Genomic DNA, 20,247 nt, shown 5'->3' with positions numbered 1-20,247 from the left:
AAGGGGGTCTGAAAAACTTGCGAAAGTATACTTATTTACCTTCAATTTGCAACAAAAAGCGGCACCAGCACTGGTTTAGTACATATTATTGGTAAATAGTGGTGCATTATTACTCAGCTGCATTCAACTTATTAATAATACCGTCTAACTCATCCAGGCTGGTGTAACTAATTTCTAATTTACCTTTGCCTTTACCGTTGTAACTGATTTGCACCGGTGCGGCAAAACGTTCACTTAAACGTTGCTCCAGTGCCATTACATCCGGGTCGCGCGGTTTTTCTGCCACAACAGGTTTAGGCTCCAGAATACGCCGTACTAAATTTTCAGTTTCCCGCACGGTAAGCTGTTTGGCAGCCACTAAACGCGCCGAATCAGACTGCTCATTGTCCTTTAATGCTAATAAAGCCCGGGCATGGCCCATTTCAATGTCACCGTGTTCCAGCAACAGCTTTACGTCTTCATTTAACTGGTTAAGGCGCAGTAAATTGGTAACAGAAGCACGCGATTTACCCACAGCATCGGCTACTTGCTGGTGGGTTAGGGCAAATTCTGTCAGTAAGCGATCCAGCGCTACCGCTTCTTCCATCGCATTTAAATCTTCGCGCTGAATATTTTCAATCAGGGCTATGGCAACGGCGGCTTCATCCGGTACATCTTTTACAATACAAGGTACTTCAGCCAGTTGTGCCAATTGGCTGGCACGCCAGCGTCTTTCACCGGCGATAATTTCGTATTTATCTTTTGCCAGTGGCCGCACGACTATCGGTTGAATAATACCCTGGGCGCGGATAGAACTGGCTAAATCTTCCAGCGCTTCCTGCGACATATCTTTACGCGGCTGATATTTGCCCGGCTGCAGAAACTCCACCGGCAGCTGTTGCAGCTCAGTGGCTGATGTAGTGGCGGTATCACTGTTACTGGTTCTGTTGGACGTAAGTAAGGCATCCAGACCCCGGCCCAGGCCGCGTTTCTTTACCGACATGCTAAATAGCTTCCCTAAAATTATTCAGATCAGACAGAGGTAGTGCTGTTAACCGTTTTTTTATCAGCCCGGCGCAGCATTTCGCCTGCCAGTGCCAAATATGCCTTAGCTCCGGTTGAGCTTTTATCATAATACATTACCGGCGCACCAAAACTGGGCGCTTCAGCCAGCCTGACATTACGCGGGATCACAGCACGGTAAACCTTGTCGCCAAAATGTTGCTTTAATTGTTCCGAAACGTCGTTCGCCAGGCGATTACGCGGATCGTACATGGTCCTTAATATACCTTCGATCTTTAACTCAGGATTAACTGCAGCAGCCAGCTGATTAATCGTATCAACCAATGCCGTTAATCCCTCCAGCGCAAAGTATTCACACTGCATAGGAACCAGCACGGTATCAGCTGCAGCCATGGCATTAACAGTCAGCATATTAAGTGACGGTGGGCAGTCTATAAAAATAAAGTCGTAACTGTTGCGGTAATCTTTCAGTGCGTTGCGCAAACGGACTTCGCGGGCAAACACATTCATTAACCGAACTTCTGCTGCAGTAAGATCCGAATTAGCTGCAACCAGGTGGTAACCACCGGCAGTTTCTTTTACCAGTACTTCAACTAAGGGTTTTTCATCAACCAGTAAATCGTAGGCAGTAGCCGGCAAACTATACTTATCTACACCACTACCCATAGTGGCATTGCCCTGAGGATCAAGATCAATAAGTAACACCTTGCGTTTGGTAGCAGCCAGTGAAGCAGCCAGATTCACTGCCGTAGTGGTTTTACCAACACCACCTTTCTGGTTAGCTATTGCGATCACTTTCGCCACAAGATGTCCTCGTTATCAGTTAGCAGGGGTTCAGTATCACCAAATGCCGCTGTGCTTGCAACTGCGGTACTATAAGAGGCTGAACGGAAGTTACTTTAACAAAATCAGGTAAAGCTGCAATTTCTTCTTGTACTGCGGCACCTTTCATGGCGAAAAAGCAGCCGTTTTTGGCAGGCAAATGCCGACACCAGCTGAGCATATCATTGATTGAGGCAAAAGCCCGGCTTATTACGCCATCATAACCCTGTTCTGGCTGATGATCTTCAACCCGGCTTTGTAGCGGCTGAATATTAGCCAGTTTCAGTTGCAACTTAACCTGATTTAAAAACCGGATACGTTTGCCCAGGCTGTCGAGCAGGGTAAATTGCTTATCAGGATAATAAATCGCCAGCAGCACACCGGGTAAACCCGGCCCGGTACCTACGTCAATAAAACGCTGACCAGTTAAAAACGGTGCCACCACTAAACTGTCCATTACGTGCTTTATCAGCATTTCTTCGGGGTTACGCACTGAAGTCAGGTTATAAGCACTGTTCCACTTATCCAACAGCTGCACGTAGGCGATACATTGTTGCAGTTGCTGTTCAGACAGTGTCAGGCTGGTTTGTACTACCAGAGCCTTAAGTTTTTCTAGCATTGTGATCCTTAAGCTGCCTCAGGCTGATTTTCGCAGTAACCCTTGTTTTTTTAAGTAAACCAACAGCAACGAGATAGCTGCCGGAGTAATACCGGAGATACGCGAAGCCTGGCCAACTGTTTGCGGCTGAGTCTGGTTTAGTTTAACGATTACTTCGTTAGATAAACCCTTAACTTGTTTATAATCAAATTGTTGTGGCAACAACGTTTGCTCATTGCGCTGTTGTTTGGCAATTTCATCCTGTTGGCGGTGAATATAGCCCTCGTACTTGATCTGAATTTCTACCTGCTCAGCTGCGGCGGCATCGGCCAGACCGGGGCCCAGATCAGCTATTTGCATCAGATCGGTGTAGTTAATTTCTGGCCGACGTACCAATTCTTCCAGGCTGGCTTCTTTGCTAAGCGGTGTTTTAACCAGGGCATTAACAGCTGTCAGCGCCGTATGTTGCGGGTGGATCCAGCTTTGTTTTAAGCGTTGGCGTTCCAGCGCAATTTGTTCCATTTTCTGGTTGAATGCGGCCCAACGTGCATCATCAACCAGGCCGAGCTCGCGGCCTTTTTCGGTTAAACGTGAATCGGCGTTATCTTCGCGCAGCATCAGCCGGTATTCAGCACGGCTGGTAAACATCCGGTATGGCTCTTTAGTGCCCATGGTAGTTAAATCGTCTACCAGCACACCAAGGTAAGCTTGCTCACGACCCGGTGACCAGCTGTCTTTGTCCTGACTGAACAGCGCTGCATTTAGCCCTGCCAGCAAGCCTTGTGCGCCAGCTTCTTCGTAACCGGTGGTACCATTAATTTGTCCGGCAAAAAACAGGCCTTTAATAAATTTGGTTTCCAGGCTGTTTTTCAGATCGCGCGGATCAAAGAAGTCATACTCAATAGCATAACCCGGCCGGGTAATATGGGCATTTTCCATGCCTTTAATTGAGCGAACTATGCTCAGCTGCACATCAAAGGGCAAACTGGTTGAGATACCATTCGGGTAAACTTCATGTGTGGTTAAGCCCTCTGGCTCAATAAAGATCTGATGTTTGTCTTTATCGGCAAAACGCATAATTTTATCTTCAATTGATGGGCAATAGCGCGGGCCTATACCTTCAATTACACCGGTGTACATTGGCGATCGGTCCAGATTATTGCGGATCACATCATGGGTGTTTTCGTTGGTGTAAGTAATGTAACAGGGTATTTGCTGCGGATGATCAGCCTGTTTGCCCATAAACGAAAATAACGGAGTGGGGTTATCACCCGGCTGTGGCTGCATCAGTGAAAAATCTATGGTACGGGCATCAATACGTGGTGGGGTACCGGTTTTTAATCGATCTACTCTAAAGGGTAATTCACGTAAGCGTTTAGCCAGAGCGATTGAAGGCGGATCGCCAGCTCTGCCGCCAGAGTGGCTTTGTAAACCAATATGGATCTGGCCACCTAGAAAGGTACCTACAGTAAGTACGACAGATTTAGCGTTAAATTTCAGCCCCATCTGGGTAATAACACCGGTAACCTGATCGTTTTCAACCATCAGATCATCACAGGCTTGCTGGAAAATACTTAAATTAGGCTGATTTTCCAGCATTGTACGAATGGCAGCACGATATAGCTGTCTGTCTGCCTGTGCTCTGGTGGCTCTGACCGCAGGACCTTTAGAGCTATTTAAGGTACGAAACTGAATGCCGCCTTTGTCAGCTGCTATTGCCATAGCACCGCCCAGAGCATCAATTTCTTTAACCAGATGGCCTTTGCCAATACCACCAATGGCCGGGTTACAAGACATTTGGCCGAGTGTTTCAACATTGTGGGTTAACAATAATGTTTTACGGCCCATGCGTGCAGCTGCCAGAGCGGCTTCGGTGCCTGCATGGCCACCGCCTACAACGATAACGTCGAATGTCTCTTGGTACAGCATAGTTGCCTCAGTATCCGGTTGATCTGTCAAAGTGTTTAAAGGTGGCTATTGTAGCGCGATCCGGGGTTAAGTGGAATGCTGCATCAGGCTTAGGATCTTCTAAATTAAATAAGATCTTTTTAGAGATCTTTTTATTATGTTTACTACTAAGGAGCCGGTTTTCAGTGCATAAGCGGATCTTTTTACGAATGATCAGATGTTTACCAAGGATCAGATCCTGTGATCAAGCTAGGATCTGTTGCGGTTGAACCGGTGATCAAAATGCTGGTTTATCCACATGTCAGAAAAATATTTTTTTTATATCTAGCATAAATACAGCTTAATAACCGGTTTTACCTTAACTTATACACATATAGTTTTTTTAAACTGTAACTTTGTTGATAACTTGGGTGTAACTGGATCCTAACGCTTAAAATGCTTTTATCATCGCTTTATCATGCTGATATCAAGACTGTTTGCCAGATTGCCGGTATGGTAATGCCAAGTTGGTTTTATTGCTGAGGCCAACCTGGGAGAGACTAACGTTATCCTGTTCTTCCTGAGATATACTTGTGTTTGCGGGTGCTTGCCACCCGCTTTTTTTTATTTTAGCTGTTTAATAAACTCCGGCAGCCAGCGCAGGGCATGATCCTCTGGCAGTTCGGCATTCTGAGCATCAATTTGCAGTGGTGTTAGCAGGCGTTTTGCCTGTTGCATATCTAATAAATGCGCTATTTTTTCACCAGCCAGACAAAAAGTATCGTAGGCAGAGTCACCTAAAGTGATCACCGCATAAGAAAGTGTGGTAAGATCACGCCGATCTTGTGCTAATTGATCCGCAAAGGGTTGAATATTATCAGGCAGATCTCCTGCGCCATAGGTGGATGTGATCACTAACCAAACCCCACGGGGGTTAAGGTGATCCAGTTCGGGTTTCAGATGAAGCGTTGCTTCATAGCCCGCTTGTACCAGTGTTTCAGCAACTTGTTCTGCCACATATTCCGCTGCGCCCATTTGGCTGCCAACGAGGATGTCTATCATGATATGCCTCTTGTCATAAGAATGTTTGGCTATACTACTGGAATAAAATCAGTTAAAGCTATGCTTTGGTCTGATTTACGTGCTTTTACTGCTCTGCAGGCTAAGTAAAAGCAACAATAGCACTACCATTACGCCTGCGTGTTATTGAGGTTTAAACAACGTATGTCTGACACTGTGTCATTTTCCCAGCTAATGCTGCCTGAAGCTATTGTTCGTGCTGTTACTGAACTAGGCTATGAAACGCCGTCGCCTATTCAGGCTGCTGCTATTCCCAAACTATTGGCTGGCGAGGATGTATTAGGCCAGGCGCAAACCGGTACCGGTAAAACCGGTGCTTTCGCGCTGCCTTTATTAGCACGGCTTGATCCTGCGCAAAACGATCCGCAAATTCTGGTTCTGGCGCCAACGCGTGAACTGGCTATTCAGGTTGCTGAAGCGTTTCAGGCTTACGCCCGTTACATGCCAGCCTTTCATGTATTGCCGTTATACGGCGGCCAGAGTTATACCAACCAGCTGAAATCACTGAAGCGTGGCTCTCAGGTTATTGTCGGCACACCAGGCCGTATTCTGGATCACTTAGACCGTGGCACCTTAAAGCTGGACAAGCTGCGCGCTATCGTACTGGATGAAGCAGACGAAATGCTGCGTATGGGTTTTATTGACGATGTGCAAACCATTATGGATGCCACACCGCCAGGCCGTCAGGTGGCCATGTTTTCGGCTACCATGCCGGCGCCTATCCGTGCCATTGCACAAAAGCATTTAAAAGATGCTGAAGAAATTAAAATTGCTTCTAAAACCAGTACTGTTGAACGCATTAAACAAAGCTACGTCATGCTGGATGGCAACCAGAAACTGGATGCATTAACCCGCGTGTTGGAAGGCGAAGAATATGATGCTTCTATCGTGTTTGTGCGCACTAAAAGTGCCACTGAAGAAATTGCCGAAAAACTGGGTGCCCGTGGTTATGCTGTGGCCTGCTTAAACGGTGATATGAACCAGGCACACCGCGAGCTGACTATCCGTAAAATGAAAGCTAATCAGCTGGATATTATTGTTGCTACTGATGTTGCGGCCCGTGGTTTGGACGTTGAGCGTATCAGCCTGGTAGTAAACTATGATATTCCGTACGATAGCGAAGCCTATGTACACCGTATTGGCCGTACCGGCCGTGCTGGTCGTGAAGGTAAAGCGATTTTATTTGTATCGCCGCGCGAGCGCCGTTTATTGCGCACCATTGAACATGCAACTAAGCAGCCGATAGAAAAAATGTCACTGCCATCAGGCCAGGTGATTGAACAGCGCCGTATTGAGTCGTTCCGCGAGCAACTGGCACAAACCATCGAAACGCAGAACTTAAGCTTCTTCCAGGACTTAATTAACGACTGGAGAGAAAAGATAGACACCACTGAAAACGATCTGGCCGCGGCACTGTTGTATTTAGCGCAGAAAGATCAGCCGTTAAATGTAGCCAGCCAGTTCCCTGAAATTCGTGAGCCGCATGCCCGTGGAAGCGACCGTGATGACCGTCCGCGCCGTGAGCGCTCAGATCGCCCTGAACGAAGTGGCGACCGCCCGGATCGCGGCCCGCGTGTTAAGCGTGAAATGAAAGGTGACTACCAGACTTACCGTATTGAAGTAGGTAAAGAGCACGGTGTGCGTGCCGGTGATATCGTTGGTGCCATTGCTAACGAAGCTAATATTGATAGCCAGTTTATCGGTAATATTAAGCTGTTTGATCATTTCAGCACGGTAGAGTTGCCGGCAGCAATCCCGAATGAAATTTTCCAGCATCTGAAAAAGGTGTATGTGCGTAAACAAAAGCTGAACATCACGGTAGACAGCGGTGCAGCACCTGTTGGTGAGCGTCGTCCGTCTAATGGCCCTGGCCCGCGCCCTGGTGCTGCGCCACGCGCGCCGCGTAAACCACGCGATTAAGAGTTAGCTTACCCGAAAACCCTGCCCCGGCAGGGTTTTTTTATGGTTGCAGCTTTAAACTGCGAAAAGCCCGCCCCATGTAGCTTTAACGAAACGAAAGGCTTAGAACCCCGATTTGGGCGACACAGAGTGTTTGAGTGTTTGCGCTAGCAAACGCGAGTTGCTGTGGCGAGCCAAAGTGGGTGTTGTAAGCCTGTAGTGCAGAATAATCAGCGGAGTATCGACATGATAGTTGCCTGCCCGTATTGTAACGGTTTAAACCGCTTACCTGCCGGTAAACCAGCGTTTGAAGCGCGTTGTGGTAAATGTAAGCAGCCACTGTTTAGCGGTGAACCAATAGAATTAACTGCCGCTAATTTTACTGCCCATGCCCACAAAAGTGAGCTGCCGTTAGTGGTAGATTTCTGGGCCAGCTGGTGCGGCCCCTGTCAGAGTTTTGCGCCGGTTTTCAGCCAGGCAGCACGTGAGCTGGAATCAGGCTTTCGCTTTGGTAAAATTAATACGGAGCAACAACAGCAGTTAGCGGCGCAGTTTAATATCCGCTCTATTCCCACCTTAATGGTATTTAAACAGGGGAAGGTTATCGCTCAGCAGGCGGGTGCCTTTACTAATCAAGCCTTTTACCAATGGCTATCTCAATATAAGTAAGTATTCACTCACTTTTGGAGGCAAGATGACACAACACACTTTTACCCTCAGCAGCCCGGATATTAAAGAAGGCCACTTTATGGCCACAGATCACGAGTTTGATGGCTTCGGCTGCAATGGCAAAAATATATCGCCAGAGTTAAATTGGGCTAATGCCCCCAAAGGCACCAAAAGCTTTGCTGTTACCGTATTTGATCCGGATGCACCTACATGCTCGGGTTTCTGGCATTGGCTGGTAACCGATATTCCACAGGACGCCAAAGGCCTAGCCCGTGGTGCCGGTAAAGGCAGCTTGCCGCCCGGTTGCCGCAGCTTTACTAATGACTATGGCAGTAAAGATTTTGGTGGTGCCTGCCCGCCGCAAGGGCACGGCATGCACCGTTATCAGTTTACTGTGTGGGCTTTACCTGAAGACGCACTACCGGCAGCTGATGGCGCCAGTGCCGCGGTGGTGGGTTTTATGCTTAATGCTATGGCGCTGGGTAAGACCACATTAACGGCAACCTATGCCCGTTAATCGTTAAAAAAGGTACGTCAGACTAAGGCCGCATACCACGGCCTTTTTAATTGCGCTAAGCTAAGGTTTTCGCCTTGCGGGGGTTATTCCTCTGACAGCCACAGCCAAAATTATGCCGCAACGTTTCTATGTATTGCTGGCCGGGTTTTTCAGCCAGTTACTCTGTCTGGGCGTGGCCCGCTTTGCCTACACGCCGTTGTTGCCGTTAATGCAGCAACAAAACGTGCTGGATGATGCAAGTGGCGGTTATCTGGCAGCGGTTAACTATCTGGGCTATATGGCAGGCGCTTTATTGGCGGCCAGCCTGAGTAATCTTAAACTCAAAGATACGCTGTACCGGCTGGGCTTGATTTTGGCGGTGCTGAGCACCCTTGGTATGGTGTTAACCAATAACATTTGGCTATGGTCTTTCTGGCGCTTTGTGGCGGGCTTAAGCAGCGCCTGCTCTATGCTGATTGCCTCCGGTCTGATTATGCACTGGCTGTTAAGCCACAAACAACGGGCTGAACTGGGGATCCACTTTGCCGGTTTAGGCTTTGGTATTGCACTTGCTGCGGTATTGGTAGAGCTGATGTTAAGCCTGCAGCTGGACTGGCGCGCCCAGTGGCAATATTTAGCCTTGTCCGGCGCGTTGCTGGCCATTCCGGCCTGGCGCTGGTTGCCAAAGCCACTGCAAACAACGTTAACCAGGCAAGCTGGTGTGGCTGATACGCCACCGGCAAAGCGTTTTATCCGGCTAATGCTGGCCAGCTATTTTTGCGCCGGTTATGGCTATGTTATCAGCGCGACCTTTATCGTTACCATTGTCGAGCGCATGCCTGGCTTAAGCGGCAGCGGCAACTTAAGTTTTATTGTTTTAGGTTTGGCGGCTGCGCCAGCGGTATTGCTATGGGATTTAATCGCCCGCAAAACAGGTTATCTCAAAGCCATTATGCTGGCGTTACTGGCACAAAGTGTGGCTATTTTACTGCCGCTGTGGTTTAGCTCGTTAATTGCTGTGTTGTTAAGCGCCGCCTTATTTGGCGCAACCTTTGTTGGCGTAGTCAGTTTGGTGCTGACGATGGCAGGGCGTTTGTACCCGAGTAAACCGGCGAAATTAATGGGCAAAATGACACTGGCGTACGGCAGTGCCCAGGTAATAGCACCGGCCCTTACCGGTTATCTGGCCGAAGCCACCGGCCAGTACGATATAGGCCTCTATTTGGCGGCGGGGTTTGTTGCTTTGGGGGCATTACTGATAGCGGTGTTGATAGTAACGGACAACACCGCGCAGCAGTTGGATGCGATGAAGTAATTACTTCCCGATACAAAACGAGCTGAAAATCTTACCGAGTAAGTCATCACTGCTAAATTCGCCGGTTATTTCGTTTAAGTGCTGCTGGGTTAGCCGCAGCTCTTCAGCGAGGATTTCGCCCGCGATAAAGCTGTGTAGTTGCTCCTGGCCTATGTTGAGATGTTCTGCGGCGCGGTCCAGTGCGTCTAAGTGGCGGCGGCGAGCTAGGAAGCTGCCCTCGGTACTGGCGTCAAAGCCAATACATTGTTTTAAATGCTCACGCAGTGCATCGATACCATCGCCGGTTTTGGCGGACAAACGATACACGGGTGTATGGCTATCGGTATTCGGAGTCATTGGTTCGCCGGTAATATCGGCTTTATTACGGATAACCGTAACACCTAAATTTGCTGGCAGGCGGTCGATAAAATCCGGCCAGATATCGTGCGGGTCGGTGGCGTTGGTGGTGGTGCCGTCGACCATAAACAGTACCCGGTCGGCTTGCTCTATCTCTTTCCAGGCCCGTTCTATGCCAATTTGCTCGACCTGATCGGTGGCGTCCCTGAGGCCGGCGGTGTCGATAATATGCAGCGGCATGCCGTCGATATGAATATGTTCGCGCAGTACATCACGGGTGGTACCGGCAATCTCCGTAACAATAGCTGCTTCACGCCCGGCTAAGGCATTTAGCAGGCTGGATTTACCGGCATTAGGCCGCCCGGCTATGACTACCTTCATGCCTTCGCGCAAAATACTGCCCTGGGTGGCCTGCTTTTTTACTGTGGAAAGAGTTTCGATAATCTCCGCTAAATCAGCAGCGACTTTGCCGTCGGATAAAAAATCGATTTCTTCATCGGGGAAGTCTATTGCCGCTTCGACATACATACGCAGGTGAATGACTTTTTCTACCAACTGATGAATACGGTTAGAAAATTCGCCCTGCAATGATTGCATAGCACTGCGGGCTGCCTGTTCGCTTGAGGCATCAATTAAATCGGCAATGGCTTCGGCCTGGGCTAAGTCGAGTTTGTCATTTAAAAAGGCGCGCTCAGAGAACTCGCCTGGTCGGGCAATACGTACATTGGGCAGAGCTAATACCTGTTTTAACAGCATATCCAGTAATACCGGCCCGCCATGGCCTTGTAGTTCAAGCACATCTTCGCCGGTAAAGGAATTTGGGCCGGGGAAGAGCAGGGCGATGCCTTGATCCAGCACCTTGGCCTGGCTATCAAAAAATGGTAAGTATTCAGCGTAGCGCGGTTTAGGCAGCTTGTGCAGTATCGCCTGCGCTACGGCTTTGGTGTCGGGGCCGGATATGCGGATAATACCAACACCGGCGCGGCCGGGGGCTGTAGCTAAAGCGGCGATGGTGTCGGTAGTAAACATGCTGTTGCCTCTTAATAGAAAAAGCCTGTCAACGTGATGCGACAGGCTTAAGGTTTAACGACATGGGCAAGGAAATCATCATTTCGCCGCTTTCGACAGCACCTCCCTGTGCTGTCTCAATCTCCGCGACATCCTTGTCGCTGCTACATGATGACACCTTGCCCTTGCTTTTCAGTCTGGTTAAGCTTTTTTGGTATGTAAGCCTTTCTTTTCCATACCACGGTAGATATACAGCATCTGTGCCAGTGAAATCAGGTTACTGACAAACCAGTACAGTACCAGGCCACTTGGGAACCACAGGAAGAATACTGAGAACGCCACCGGCATCCACATCATGATCTTCTGCTGCATTGGGTCCGTTACCTGCATCGGCGTTAGCTTTTGCATTAAGAACATGCTGGCACCAAACAACACCGGTAATACGTAGTACGGATCCAGCGCGGATAAATCGTCAATCCACAACATAAAGGGTGCGTGGCGCAGCTCTACGCTTTCAACAAATACCCAGTACAGTGCCAGGAAAATCGGCATCTGGATCAGCATTGGTAAACAGCCACCCATAGGGTTAACTTTTTCTTTGCGATACAGCTCCATCATTGCCGGGCCCATTTTTTGCCGGTCGTCTTTGTAGCGTGCTTGCAGCTCTTCTATTTTCGGCTTTAAGTTACGCATCTTCGCCATTGACTCGTACTGCACTTTAGTCAGTGGGTACATAACACCTTTAACGATGATGGTAATACAGATAATCGCCAGACCCCAGTTCACCACAAAGCCCTGAATGGTTGTTAGTAACCAGAACAGTGGCTGTGAAATAAACCACAGGAAGCCGTAATCTACGGTTAAATCTAAACCGTTGGCCAGTTTTGCCAGATTGTCCTGGTTTTTCGGGCCTGCGTAAAAGATGCTGCTTAAGGTAGTTTCAGCACCCGGTTCAATATTTACTGTCGGGCCTTTAGAGCCGATAACACCCTGGCCGCTGCGCACCATGCTGTATAGCTGATTGTCGGCTTGTTGATCCGGTACCCAGGCAGAAACAAAGTAGTGCTCCAGCATGGCAACCCAGCCGCCGTTGGTGGCTTCAAGCAGGTTCTTTTTCTGCATATCACCAAAGTCGTACTTAGTATAACGCTCAGTGGTAGTACCGAAGGCTGCGCCACGGTATATCGGCATCATCATGCTGCTGCTTTCACCGTTGTCGATGGTTTGCACAAGGTGCTGATAGGGCTGCACCGTTTTAACTTCGGCGCTTTGGTTTTTAATAAAATATTCTACCCGGACATCATATTGGCCAGCGGTAAAGGTAAAACGTTTTTCAATTTGCAGGCCGTTGTGGTTAAACAGTAATGGTACGACTAACTCGGTTGCACCTTCGGCCAGGGTATAGCTATTTTGTGTGCTGTTATAAACTGGGCGAGGGTTACGGCTGTCGTCCGGGCCATCGCGGCCAATCAGGCCACTTTGGGCTACATACTCAAAACCTGGCAAGCGGCGCATTAAGGGGTAAGCATCACCTGCACCTTTGTTTAGCTCAAAAGCGGGCAGTTGCAGATCAATAATATCGCCACCACGGCTGTCAATACTCAGTTGCATTACGTCAGTGCTGATACGGATAGTACGTGCAGCTGTGGCTACCGCAGTAGCCGGTTGTTCGGCATCAGCGGTGGTTAGCTGTAAATCAGCAGAACTAGTACCAGAGGTTTGGCTTTGCTGTGTTACCGGGGCGACTGGTTTTGGCGCAGTGTAAATATTCCACTGTTGCCAAAGTAAAAAACTGACCAGTGCCAGGCCAATAACTAATAAACTACGTTGTGATTCCATGGCTTAGCTTTTCTCATTGTGCTTTTCAGGAACAGGATCATCACCGCCTGTATGTAAGGGGTGACATTTTAATAAACGTTTCGCTGCTAACCAACTGCCTTTTACTATGCCAAAGCGTTCTATCGCAGTAATAGCGTAATGTGAACAGGTTGGATGAAAACGGCAGCTAGGCCCGAATAGTGGGCTAATCAGTCTCTGGTAACCGCGCAGCAGCGTTAATGCTATGCTGACAGCGAAGCGGTGTACTGGCGAGCGATTTTGCGCCATAACTTTTCCAGTTGCTTCTGTAATTCATCATTAGCTGTGTTGCTAATATCACCTTTTACCATCAGTACCAAATCGACACCAGGCAACTCATGTTGATGCAAACGAAAGCTGTTACGCACGCAGCGCTTGATGCGGTTGCGTTGCACGGCTAATTTAACACGTTTTTTTGCGATAGTAAGGCCTAATCGGGGATGAGGCAGATGATTGGCTTTTGCCAAGATGGTGAACAGCGGGGAAGAAACCCGAAAAGGAAGTTGGAAAACGTTATCGAATTGACCGGGAGTTAACAGGCGTAACTCCCTGCCGAATTTCAAGCTGACCACGCAGCGGTTAACAGCTAATTAAGCTGATAAACGCTGACGGCCTTTAGCACGACGACGCGCTAATACCTGACGACCACCTTTGGTAGCCATACGTGCACGAAAACCGTGGTTACGCTTGCGCTTTAATACGCTTGGTTGAAAAGTTCTTTTACTCATAATTTCATCCGTCCGGTCGAAATATTTACTAAAGGTTTCTGTGTTTTAGTAAATATACCAAAACGCAGCTGACAAAAATGAGCGCGAATTTTAAGTAGTCTGTAGCTTAAAGTCAATCTGATCCTGTGTTTTATTGCGCTGTGATCATTGCCGATCCTGTTTTTCTTAAAGTTTTCCACAGGTAAGTTGACGTTACCTGAATAAGGTGTGAGTTATTTTGCTTTTAGCTTAAATTCTTCGGGCAAAAAGCAGGGGTATTATGAAAAGGTATAAGAGAAATTATCTGTTATATAACAATGCATTACAGTTATTTTTTTTGCCAATGTGCTAATTTGAAAAAGTCAATATTGAAGTTGTGGATAAGATAGTACCATAATGTGCGCTTCGTTAACTTACGCCAGCCTTTTTAATCATAATAACTAAGGCTTCAGGAGATATGGTGTATCAGTCCGTTTGGCAAAATTGCCTGCAAGCGCTGCAAGCCGAGTTACCCGCGCAGCATTTCAGTATGTGGATCCGCCCACTGCAAGCTGACAGTTCTGACACAGGGCTTACCTTATACGCGCCAAACCGCTTTGTGCTGGATTGGGTGCGCGAGAAGTACCTGAACCGGATCATGGAGCTGATCCATGACTACTGCGGCGACGACGCCCCGCGACTAAAATTTGATGTAGGTTCAAGTCAAAGCAATAAAGCCCGGTCTAATACTCCAGCCCCAGCAATGGCTGCTGTGCCTCAGGCCGCGCCTGTGCAAAGAGAAGCGCCTGAGCCTGCACCTAAAACCATTGTTACCAGTAATGTACGTGCCAATTACACTTTTACGAATTTCGTTGAGGGTAAGTCTAACCAACTGGCGCGTGCCGCTGCCAGCCAGGTAGCCGATAACCCCGGCACAGCTTATAACCCGTTGTTTATTTACGGTGGCACCGGTTTGGGTAAAACCCACTTATTACATGCGGTAGGTAATGGCATACTGGCGAAAAAGCCGGATGCCAAAGTGATTTATATGCACTCTGAACGCTTTGTACAGGACATGGTAAAAGCCTTGCAAAACAATGCGATAGAAGAGTTTAAGCGTTATTACCGTTCGGTCGATGCGCTGCTTATCGATGATATTCAGTTTTTTGCCAATAAAGAGCGCTCGCAGGAAGAGTTTTTCCATACCTTTAATGCGCTGCTTGAAGGTAACCAGCAAATTATCCTTACCAGCGATCGCTACCCGAAAGAAATTGACGGTGTGGAAGACCGGCTTAAATCGCGTTTTGGTTGGGGCTTAACTATAGCTATCGAACCGCCCGAGCTGGAAACCCGCGTAGCGATCCTGATGCGCAAAGCACACGAAAACCAAATTCGCTTACCCGAAGAAGTGGCATTTTTTATTGCCAAGCGTTTGCGCTCTAATGTGCGTGAACTTGAAGGTGCGTTAAACCGGGTTATTGCTAATGCAAACTTTACCGGCCGGCCTATTACTATCGACTTTGTGCGTGAAGCTCTGCGCGATTTACTCGCGCTGCAGGATAAGTTAGTTACCATCGAAAACATTCAGAAGACCGTGGCTGAGTATTATAAAATCCGCGTTGCCGATTTACTGTCAAAGCGCCGCTCGCGCTCGGTAGCCCGGCCGCGGCAAATGGCGATGGCATTGTCAAAAGAGCTGACCAACCACAGCTTACCGGAAATTGGTGATGCTTTTGGCGGGCGCGATCACACCACAGTGCTGCATGCCTGTCGCAAAATCGAGTCGCTAAAAGAAGAAACGCACGAAATAAAAGAAGACTTCCAGAATTTAATCCGTACTTTGTCATCGTAAAGGGACTTGGTCATGCAATTTACTATCAACAGAGACGCCTTACTTAAACCCTTACAAATGGTGTCTGGCGCTATAGAGCGCCGCCATACGCTGCCTATTCTATCTAATGTATTGCTGGAAGTAACCGAAGCAGCTTTGTCGCTTACTGGCACCGATTTAGAAGTAGAGCTGGTTGCTACTACCGATGCCCTTACTGTACAAAGCCCTGGCCGTATTACCGTGCCGGCAAAAAAGCTGCTGGATATATGTCGCAGCCTACCGGAAGGTTCAGATATACGGGTGCAGCTGCAGGGCGATAATTGCATTCTTACCTGCGGTAAAACCAAGTTTACCTTATCTACCTTAAGTGCTTCAGAATACCCTAACCTGGAAAGCTGGCAGGGTGAGGTAGATATTCAGCTGAGCCGGATGCAACTGCGTAAGTTATTAGACGACACCGCGTTTTCAATGGCGAATCAGGATGTAAGGTATTACTTAAACGGTTTGCTGTTTGAGGTAGATAACGGTGCAGTAAAAGCAGTCGCTACTGATGGCCACCGTTTGGCGTTAAGTGGCCTTGATTTGCCGGGCCTGACAGCGCAGCAAAAGCAAATTATTATTCCGCGTAAAGGCGTGCTTGAAGTTATGCGCTTACTGGCCAGCGATGACCAACTGATTACGTTGAGTTTAGGCCAAAACCATATTCGCCTGACAGACAGCAACTATGTATTTAGCAGCAAGCTGATTGATGGCCGTTTCCCTGATTATCGCCGGGTATTGCCGCGCAACAGTAATAAGCTGGTTACTGCGCACCGCAGTGTATTAAAAGATGCCTGTACCCGGGCGTCTATTTTGTCGAATGAAAAATACCGTGGTGTGCGTTTTACGCTAACCAGTGGCGAGCTGCAAATTGTGGCCAATAACCCTGAACACGAGCAGGCCGAAGAAATTATTGAAGTGGAGTACCAAGGCGACAACCTGGAAATAGGCTTTAATGTTGGCTACCTGCTGGATGTACTCAATACCTTAGCGACTGATTTAGTGGTGCTGCACCTGAACGATGCTAACTCCAGCGCGCTGGTAGAAGGCGTTGGTAACATTGGGGCTTCCTACGTTGTTATGCCAATGCGCCTGTAATTATGTCACTGTTGTCAGTTAGTGCCAGTCAGTTTCGCAATCTGACGGCAGTGTCGTTAAGTGCGCATGCTCAGTTTAACTTAATTATTGGTATGAACGGCAGCGGCAAAACCAGTTTGCTTGAAGCCATCTATTATTTGGCTCATGGCCGCTCATTTCGTACCAGCCGGGCGCAGCGTTTAGTGCAGCACAATGCCGATGCTTTTGTTATTCATGTCAAGGTGTCTGCACAGCAACAGGTGCACAGTTTAGGGTTGCAGCGCGATAAGCTGGGCGGGTTGGTGTTGCGGCTGAATGGTGCTAACGTAAACCGGCTGGCTGAGTTTGCCAGCTTGTTACCGGTGCAGCTTATTACGCCAGACAGCTTTCGGTTATTTTTTTGTGGGCCAAAAGAGCGGCGACAGTTTTTCGATATGGGATTGTTCCACGTGGAACCTGCTTTTTTCGATAGCTGGCTGCGTTTTAATAAAGTGCTTAAACAACGCAATGCGTTGCTGAAAACCAGCCGTCAATACGACAGCCAGTTCGAGTTTTGGGATCAGCAATTTGTATTACTGGCGTTTGAACTTCAACAGCTGCGCCAGCATTACGTTAGCCAACTGGAAGCTGCGTTTCGGCAATTAACTGATGGCGATGAGTTAATGCAGCAGCTTAGCTTTCAGCTACAGCAGGGCTGGCCAGAGAAGATAAACCAGCCTGCAGAACTGCTGCAGTTACTGCAGCAAAGCTTTGGTCAGGACAGCCGTATGGGGTTTACCCAATACGGGCCGCAGAAGGCTGATTTGAAGATTAAGAAAGACCAATGGGCAGCAGAAGAAGTGTTATCCCGTGGTCAGTTAAAAGTGTTATTATTTGCGCTTAAAATTGCGCAAAACAACGTAATTCGTGACAACGGCCAGAAACAACCGCTGTTGTTAATCGATGATTTGGCGTCGGAGTTAGATCAAGAATCAACCCGGCAGATTTTTAGTTACTTACGCGATATAAACTCACAGGTTTTTATTACTGCAATTAACGCTGAGCAGGTTTCACCTTTTATCACCGCCGGACAATTGGCGATGTTTCACGTGGAACACGGGCAGCTAACAGCACGGACAGATGACGATGGCCGAACAACATAACTACGATTCCTCGAGCATTAAAGTATTAAAAGGACTGGATGCAGTTCGTAAAAGACCAGGCATGTACATCGGCGACACCGATGACGGCTCAGGTTTACACCACATGGTATTTGAAGTCGTTGATAACTCTATCGACGAAACACTGGCTGGTCACTGTTCCGACATCTGGGTAACCATTCACAGCGATGGCTCAGTATCAGTACGTGATAATGGCCGTGGTATTCCAACCGACATGCACGAAGAAGGCGTATCAGCCGCTGAAGTTATCATGACAGTACTGCACGCCGGTGGTAAGTTTGACGACAACTCTTATAAAGTGTCTGGCGGTTTACACGGCGTAGGTGTATCGGTAGTTAACGCTTTGTCAGATAAACTGGAATTGACCATTCGCCGCAAGGGCCAGGTACACCAGCAAATTTATCATCTGGGGGCGCCGCAAGCACCATTAGCGGTAATTGGTGAAACCGAAGATAAAGGTACTACCATCCGTTTTTGGCCCAGCCCGTCAGTATTTAGCGATATTAATTTCCACTTTGACATTCTGGCCAAACGCTTACGCGAGCTGTCGTTTTTAAACTCAGGTGTTAGCATTATTTTGGCTGACGAGCGTAGCGATAAAAAAGATCACTTTAAATACGAAGGTGGTATTGAGGCCTTTGTACAGTACTTAAACCGTACTAAAACCAGCGTACATCCTAAAGCATTTTATTTTTCCGATCAGCGTGACGACGGCATTTCAGTAGAAGTAGCTATGCAGTGGAACGACAGTTATCAGGAAAACGTATTTTGTTTTACCAATAACATTCCACAACGTGATGGTGGTACTCACTTAGCAGGCTTCCGCGGTGCTTTAACACGGGTATTAAATACCTACATTGAGCAGGAAGGTTATGCCAAAAAAATGAAGGTGCAGGCCTCTGGTGACGACGCCCGTGAAGGCTTAACTGCAGTTATCAGCGTAAAAGTGCCTGATCCCAAATTCAGCTCGCAAACCAAAGATAAGCTGGTTTCCAGCGAAGTGCGCTCAGCTGTAGAGAGCGTAATGGCAGAGCGGCTGAACGAGTACCTGCTGGAAAACCCAGGCGATGCCAAAATTATCGTTGGCAAAATTGTTGATGCTGCCCGCGCCCGTGATGCCGCACGTAAAGCGCGTGAAATGACACGCCGTAAAGGTGCGCTGGATATTGCCGGCTTGCCAGGAAAGCTGGCCGACTGCCAGGAAAAAGACCCAGCGTTATCAGAACTGTATATAGTAGAGGGTGACTCTGCGGGTGGTTCTGCCAAGCAGGGCCGCAACCGCAAAAATCAGGCAATATTGCCGCTGAAGGGTAAAATTCTTAACGTAGAAAAAGCCCGCTTCGACAAGATGCTGTCATCGCAAGAAGTTGGTACCCTAATCACGGCCTTAGGCTGTGGCATCGGCCGTGAAGAATATAATCCGGAAAAAACCCGCTACCACAGCATCATCCTGATGACGGATGCTGACGTCGACGGCTCGCACATCCGTACACTGCTGTTGACCTTCTTTTACCGCCAAATGCCAGAGCTTATCGAACGTGGTTATATCTATATTGCCCAGCCACCGCTGTATAAAGTGAAAAAGGGTAAGCAAGAGCAGTATATTAAAGACGAAGCTGCCTTAACCGAATACCTGACCACCCTGGCTCTGGACGAAGCATCACTGCATGTAAATGCTGACGCACCGGGCATTGGTGGTACCGCACTGGAAACGCTGGTACGCCAGTACCACAAGGTGTCGGCCACCATCTTGCGTTTAACGCGGAAAATCCCTTATAACCTGTTAAACGAGCTGATCTATGTACCTGCGTTCGATGTTGGCCAGGCGAAGTCGGCTGAGTACAGCGAGCAGTGGGTAAAGTCGCTGGTACAGCGTTTAGATGACAAAGAAGGCGACGGTTCAAGCTACAGCTATGTGGTACATGAAGACCGTGAGCGTCAGTTATTCCTGCCAAAAGTGATTATTCGCCAGCACGGTATCGACAACGAATACCTGCTGCACTACGACTTTGTTACCTCGCGTGATTACCTGAGCATTGCCGCTTTAGGTGATGCTATCCGTGATCTGATAGAAGAGGGTGGTTATGTTCGCCGGGGTGAGAAGATCAAGCCGGTAGAAACCTTTCTGGAAGCACTGGAATGGCTGATGAGCGAATCAAAACGCGGCCTGTATATTCAGCGTTATAAAGGGCTGGGCGAGATGAACCCGGAGCAGCTGTGGGAAACCACCATGGACCCGCAAAGCCGCCGCATGCTGCAGGTAACTATTGAAGACGCCATCGGCGCCGATCAGTTGTTTGCCACGCTAATGGGCGACCACGTAGAACCACGCCGCGCCTTTATTGAAGAGAACGCGCTCTACGTAGCTAACCTGGATGTATAATCAGGTTTGTGGGGTCTCATAAACCCTGGAAGTAAATCTCATATACGTGAAAATCAGTCTCACAATCCTTGAAAATAAAAGGCTACCAAATTTGGTAGCCTT

Annotated in this window: 18 protein-coding genes; 8 read left to right on the top strand and 10 right to left on the bottom strand. The window is 48.2% G+C overall.

Features of this window, described 5'->3' with window-relative positions; all coding sequences use genetic code 11:
* Nucleotides 1-109 precede the first annotated feature (109 nt).
* From M2404_RS19845 to mioC, 5 genes are all read right to left on the bottom strand, one after another.
* Nucleotides 110-982, bottom strand: coding sequence for a ParB/RepB/Spo0J family partition protein (locus M2404_RS19845; protein WP_259241719.1), 873 nt, complete (start codon nt 980-982; stop codon nt 110-112).
* Between the two features lie 29 nt (nt 983-1,011).
* Nucleotides 1,012-1,806 (bottom strand): ParA family protein, encoded by a 795-nt coding sequence (locus M2404_RS19840; RefSeq protein WP_215399060.1) that lies wholly within the window; start codon nt 1,804-1,806, stop codon nt 1,012-1,014.
* Between the two features lie 19 nt (nt 1,807-1,825).
* The gene (gene rsmG, locus M2404_RS19835) at nt 1,826-2,443 is read right to left on the bottom strand and encodes a 16S rRNA (guanine(527)-N(7))-methyltransferase RsmG (RefSeq protein WP_259241717.1); all 618 of its coding nucleotides are present in this window, start codon (nt 2,441-2,443) and stop codon (nt 1,826-1,828) included.
* Between the two features lie 18 nt (nt 2,444-2,461).
* A complete protein-coding gene (gene mnmG, locus M2404_RS19830; protein WP_259241715.1) occupies nt 2,462-4,351 on the bottom strand; it encodes a tRNA uridine-5-carboxymethylaminomethyl(34) synthesis enzyme MnmG in 1,890 nt (629 codons plus the stop codon).
* 582 nt (nt 4,352-4,933) lie between these two features.
* On the bottom strand, nt 4,934-5,371 hold the full coding sequence (gene mioC, locus M2404_RS19825; protein WP_259241714.1) for an FMN-binding protein MioC: 438 nt from the start codon (nt 5,369-5,371) through the stop codon (nt 4,934-4,936).
* Nucleotides 5,372-5,533: 162 nt separating this feature from the next.
* On the opposite strand from mioC, the gene M2404_RS19820 reads away from it, so the two are divergent.
* The 4 genes from M2404_RS19820 to M2404_RS19805 all read left to right on the top strand — a co-directional run bounded on the left by M2404_RS19820 (nt 5,534) and on the right by M2404_RS19805 (nt 9,768).
* Nucleotides 5,534-7,309 (top strand): DEAD/DEAH box helicase, encoded by a 1,776-nt coding sequence (locus tag M2404_RS19820; protein WP_259241713.1) that lies wholly within the window; start codon nt 5,534-5,536, stop codon nt 7,307-7,309.
* A 225-nt stretch (nt 7,310-7,534) separates the two neighbouring features.
* Nucleotides 7,535-7,957 (top strand): thioredoxin TrxC, encoded by a 423-nt coding sequence (trxC, locus tag M2404_RS19815; protein ID WP_259241711.1) that lies wholly within the window; start codon nt 7,535-7,537, stop codon nt 7,955-7,957.
* Nucleotides 7,958-7,982: 25 nt separating this feature from the next.
* Nucleotides 7,983-8,474 (top strand): YbhB/YbcL family Raf kinase inhibitor-like protein, encoded by a 492-nt coding sequence (locus M2404_RS19810; protein WP_259241710.1) that lies wholly within the window; start codon nt 7,983-7,985, stop codon nt 8,472-8,474.
* Between the two features lie 112 nt (nt 8,475-8,586).
* On the top strand, nt 8,587-9,768 hold the full coding sequence (locus M2404_RS19805; protein WP_259241709.1) for a YbfB/YjiJ family MFS transporter: 1,182 nt from the start codon (nt 8,587-8,589) through the stop codon (nt 9,766-9,768).
* Here M2404_RS19805 and mnmE read toward each other — a convergent pair whose 3' ends face one another.
* The 5 genes from mnmE to rpmH form a co-directional block, all read right to left on the bottom strand.
* The gene (mnmE, locus tag M2404_RS19800; RefSeq protein WP_259241707.1) at nt 9,769-11,133 is read right to left on the bottom strand and encodes a tRNA uridine-5-carboxymethylaminomethyl(34) synthesis GTPase MnmE; all 1,365 of its coding nucleotides are present in this window, start codon (nt 11,131-11,133) and stop codon (nt 9,769-9,771) included.
* A 180-nt stretch (nt 11,134-11,313) separates the two neighbouring features.
* The gene (gene yidC, locus M2404_RS19795) at nt 11,314-12,951 is read right to left on the bottom strand and encodes a membrane protein insertase YidC (RefSeq protein WP_259241705.1); all 1,638 of its coding nucleotides are present in this window, start codon (nt 12,949-12,951) and stop codon (nt 11,314-11,316) included.
* A 3-nt stretch (nt 12,952-12,954) separates the two neighbouring features.
* Nucleotides 12,955-13,218 (bottom strand): membrane protein insertion efficiency factor YidD, encoded by a 264-nt coding sequence (gene yidD, locus M2404_RS19790; RefSeq protein ID WP_259241704.1) that lies wholly within the window; start codon nt 13,216-13,218, stop codon nt 12,955-12,957.
* Nucleotides 13,173-13,541, bottom strand: coding sequence for a ribonuclease P protein component (gene rnpA / locus M2404_RS19785; RefSeq protein ID WP_259241703.1), 369 nt, complete (start codon nt 13,539-13,541; stop codon nt 13,173-13,175). Before rnpA ends, yidD begins: the two co-directional genes overlap by 46 nt.
* Nucleotides 13,542-13,559: 18 nt before the next feature.
* Nucleotides 13,560-13,697, bottom strand: coding sequence for a 50S ribosomal protein L34 (gene rpmH / locus M2404_RS19780; RefSeq protein WP_068237138.1), 138 nt, complete (start codon nt 13,695-13,697; stop codon nt 13,560-13,562).
* A 439-nt stretch (nt 13,698-14,136) separates the two neighbouring features.
* Between rpmH and dnaA the strand changes: the two genes are divergently transcribed.
* The 4 genes from dnaA to gyrB are packed head-to-tail and all read left to right on the top strand — an operon-like array spanning nt 14,137 to nt 20,145.
* Entirely contained in the window at nt 14,137-15,507 is a 1,371-nt protein-coding gene (gene dnaA / locus M2404_RS19775) for a chromosomal replication initiator protein DnaA (RefSeq protein ID WP_259241732.1), read from the top strand.
* Between the two features lie 12 nt (nt 15,508-15,519).
* Nucleotides 15,520-16,623: a DNA polymerase III subunit beta gene (gene dnaN / locus M2404_RS19770; RefSeq protein WP_259241700.1), complete on the top strand. Its 1,104-nt coding sequence runs from the start codon at nt 15,520-15,522 to the stop codon at nt 16,621-16,623.
* 2 nt (nt 16,624-16,625) lie between these two features.
* Nucleotides 16,626-17,744, top strand: a complete 1,119-nt coding sequence (recF, locus tag M2404_RS19765; protein WP_259241697.1) for a DNA replication/repair protein RecF — start codon at nt 16,626-16,628, stop codon at nt 17,742-17,744.
* Nucleotides 17,728-20,145 carry a DNA topoisomerase (ATP-hydrolyzing) subunit B gene (gene gyrB / locus M2404_RS19760; protein ID WP_259241730.1) on the top strand — a complete coding sequence of 806 codons (2,418 nt, stop codon included), beginning with the start codon at nt 17,728-17,730 and terminating at the stop codon, nt 20,143-20,145. The genes recF and gyrB overlap by 17 nt, the downstream gene beginning before the upstream one ends.
* Nucleotides 20,146-20,247: the final 102 nt, after the last annotated feature.

The sequence above is a fragment of the Rheinheimera pacifica genome (assembly GCF_024809855.1).
In the GTDB taxonomy this organism is placed as follows: Bacteria; Pseudomonadota; Gammaproteobacteria; order Enterobacterales; family Alteromonadaceae; genus Alishewanella; species Alishewanella pacifica_A.
The sequence above is the reverse complement of the archived record's forward strand: the minus strand, read 5'-3'. Positions and strand labels throughout refer to the sequence as shown.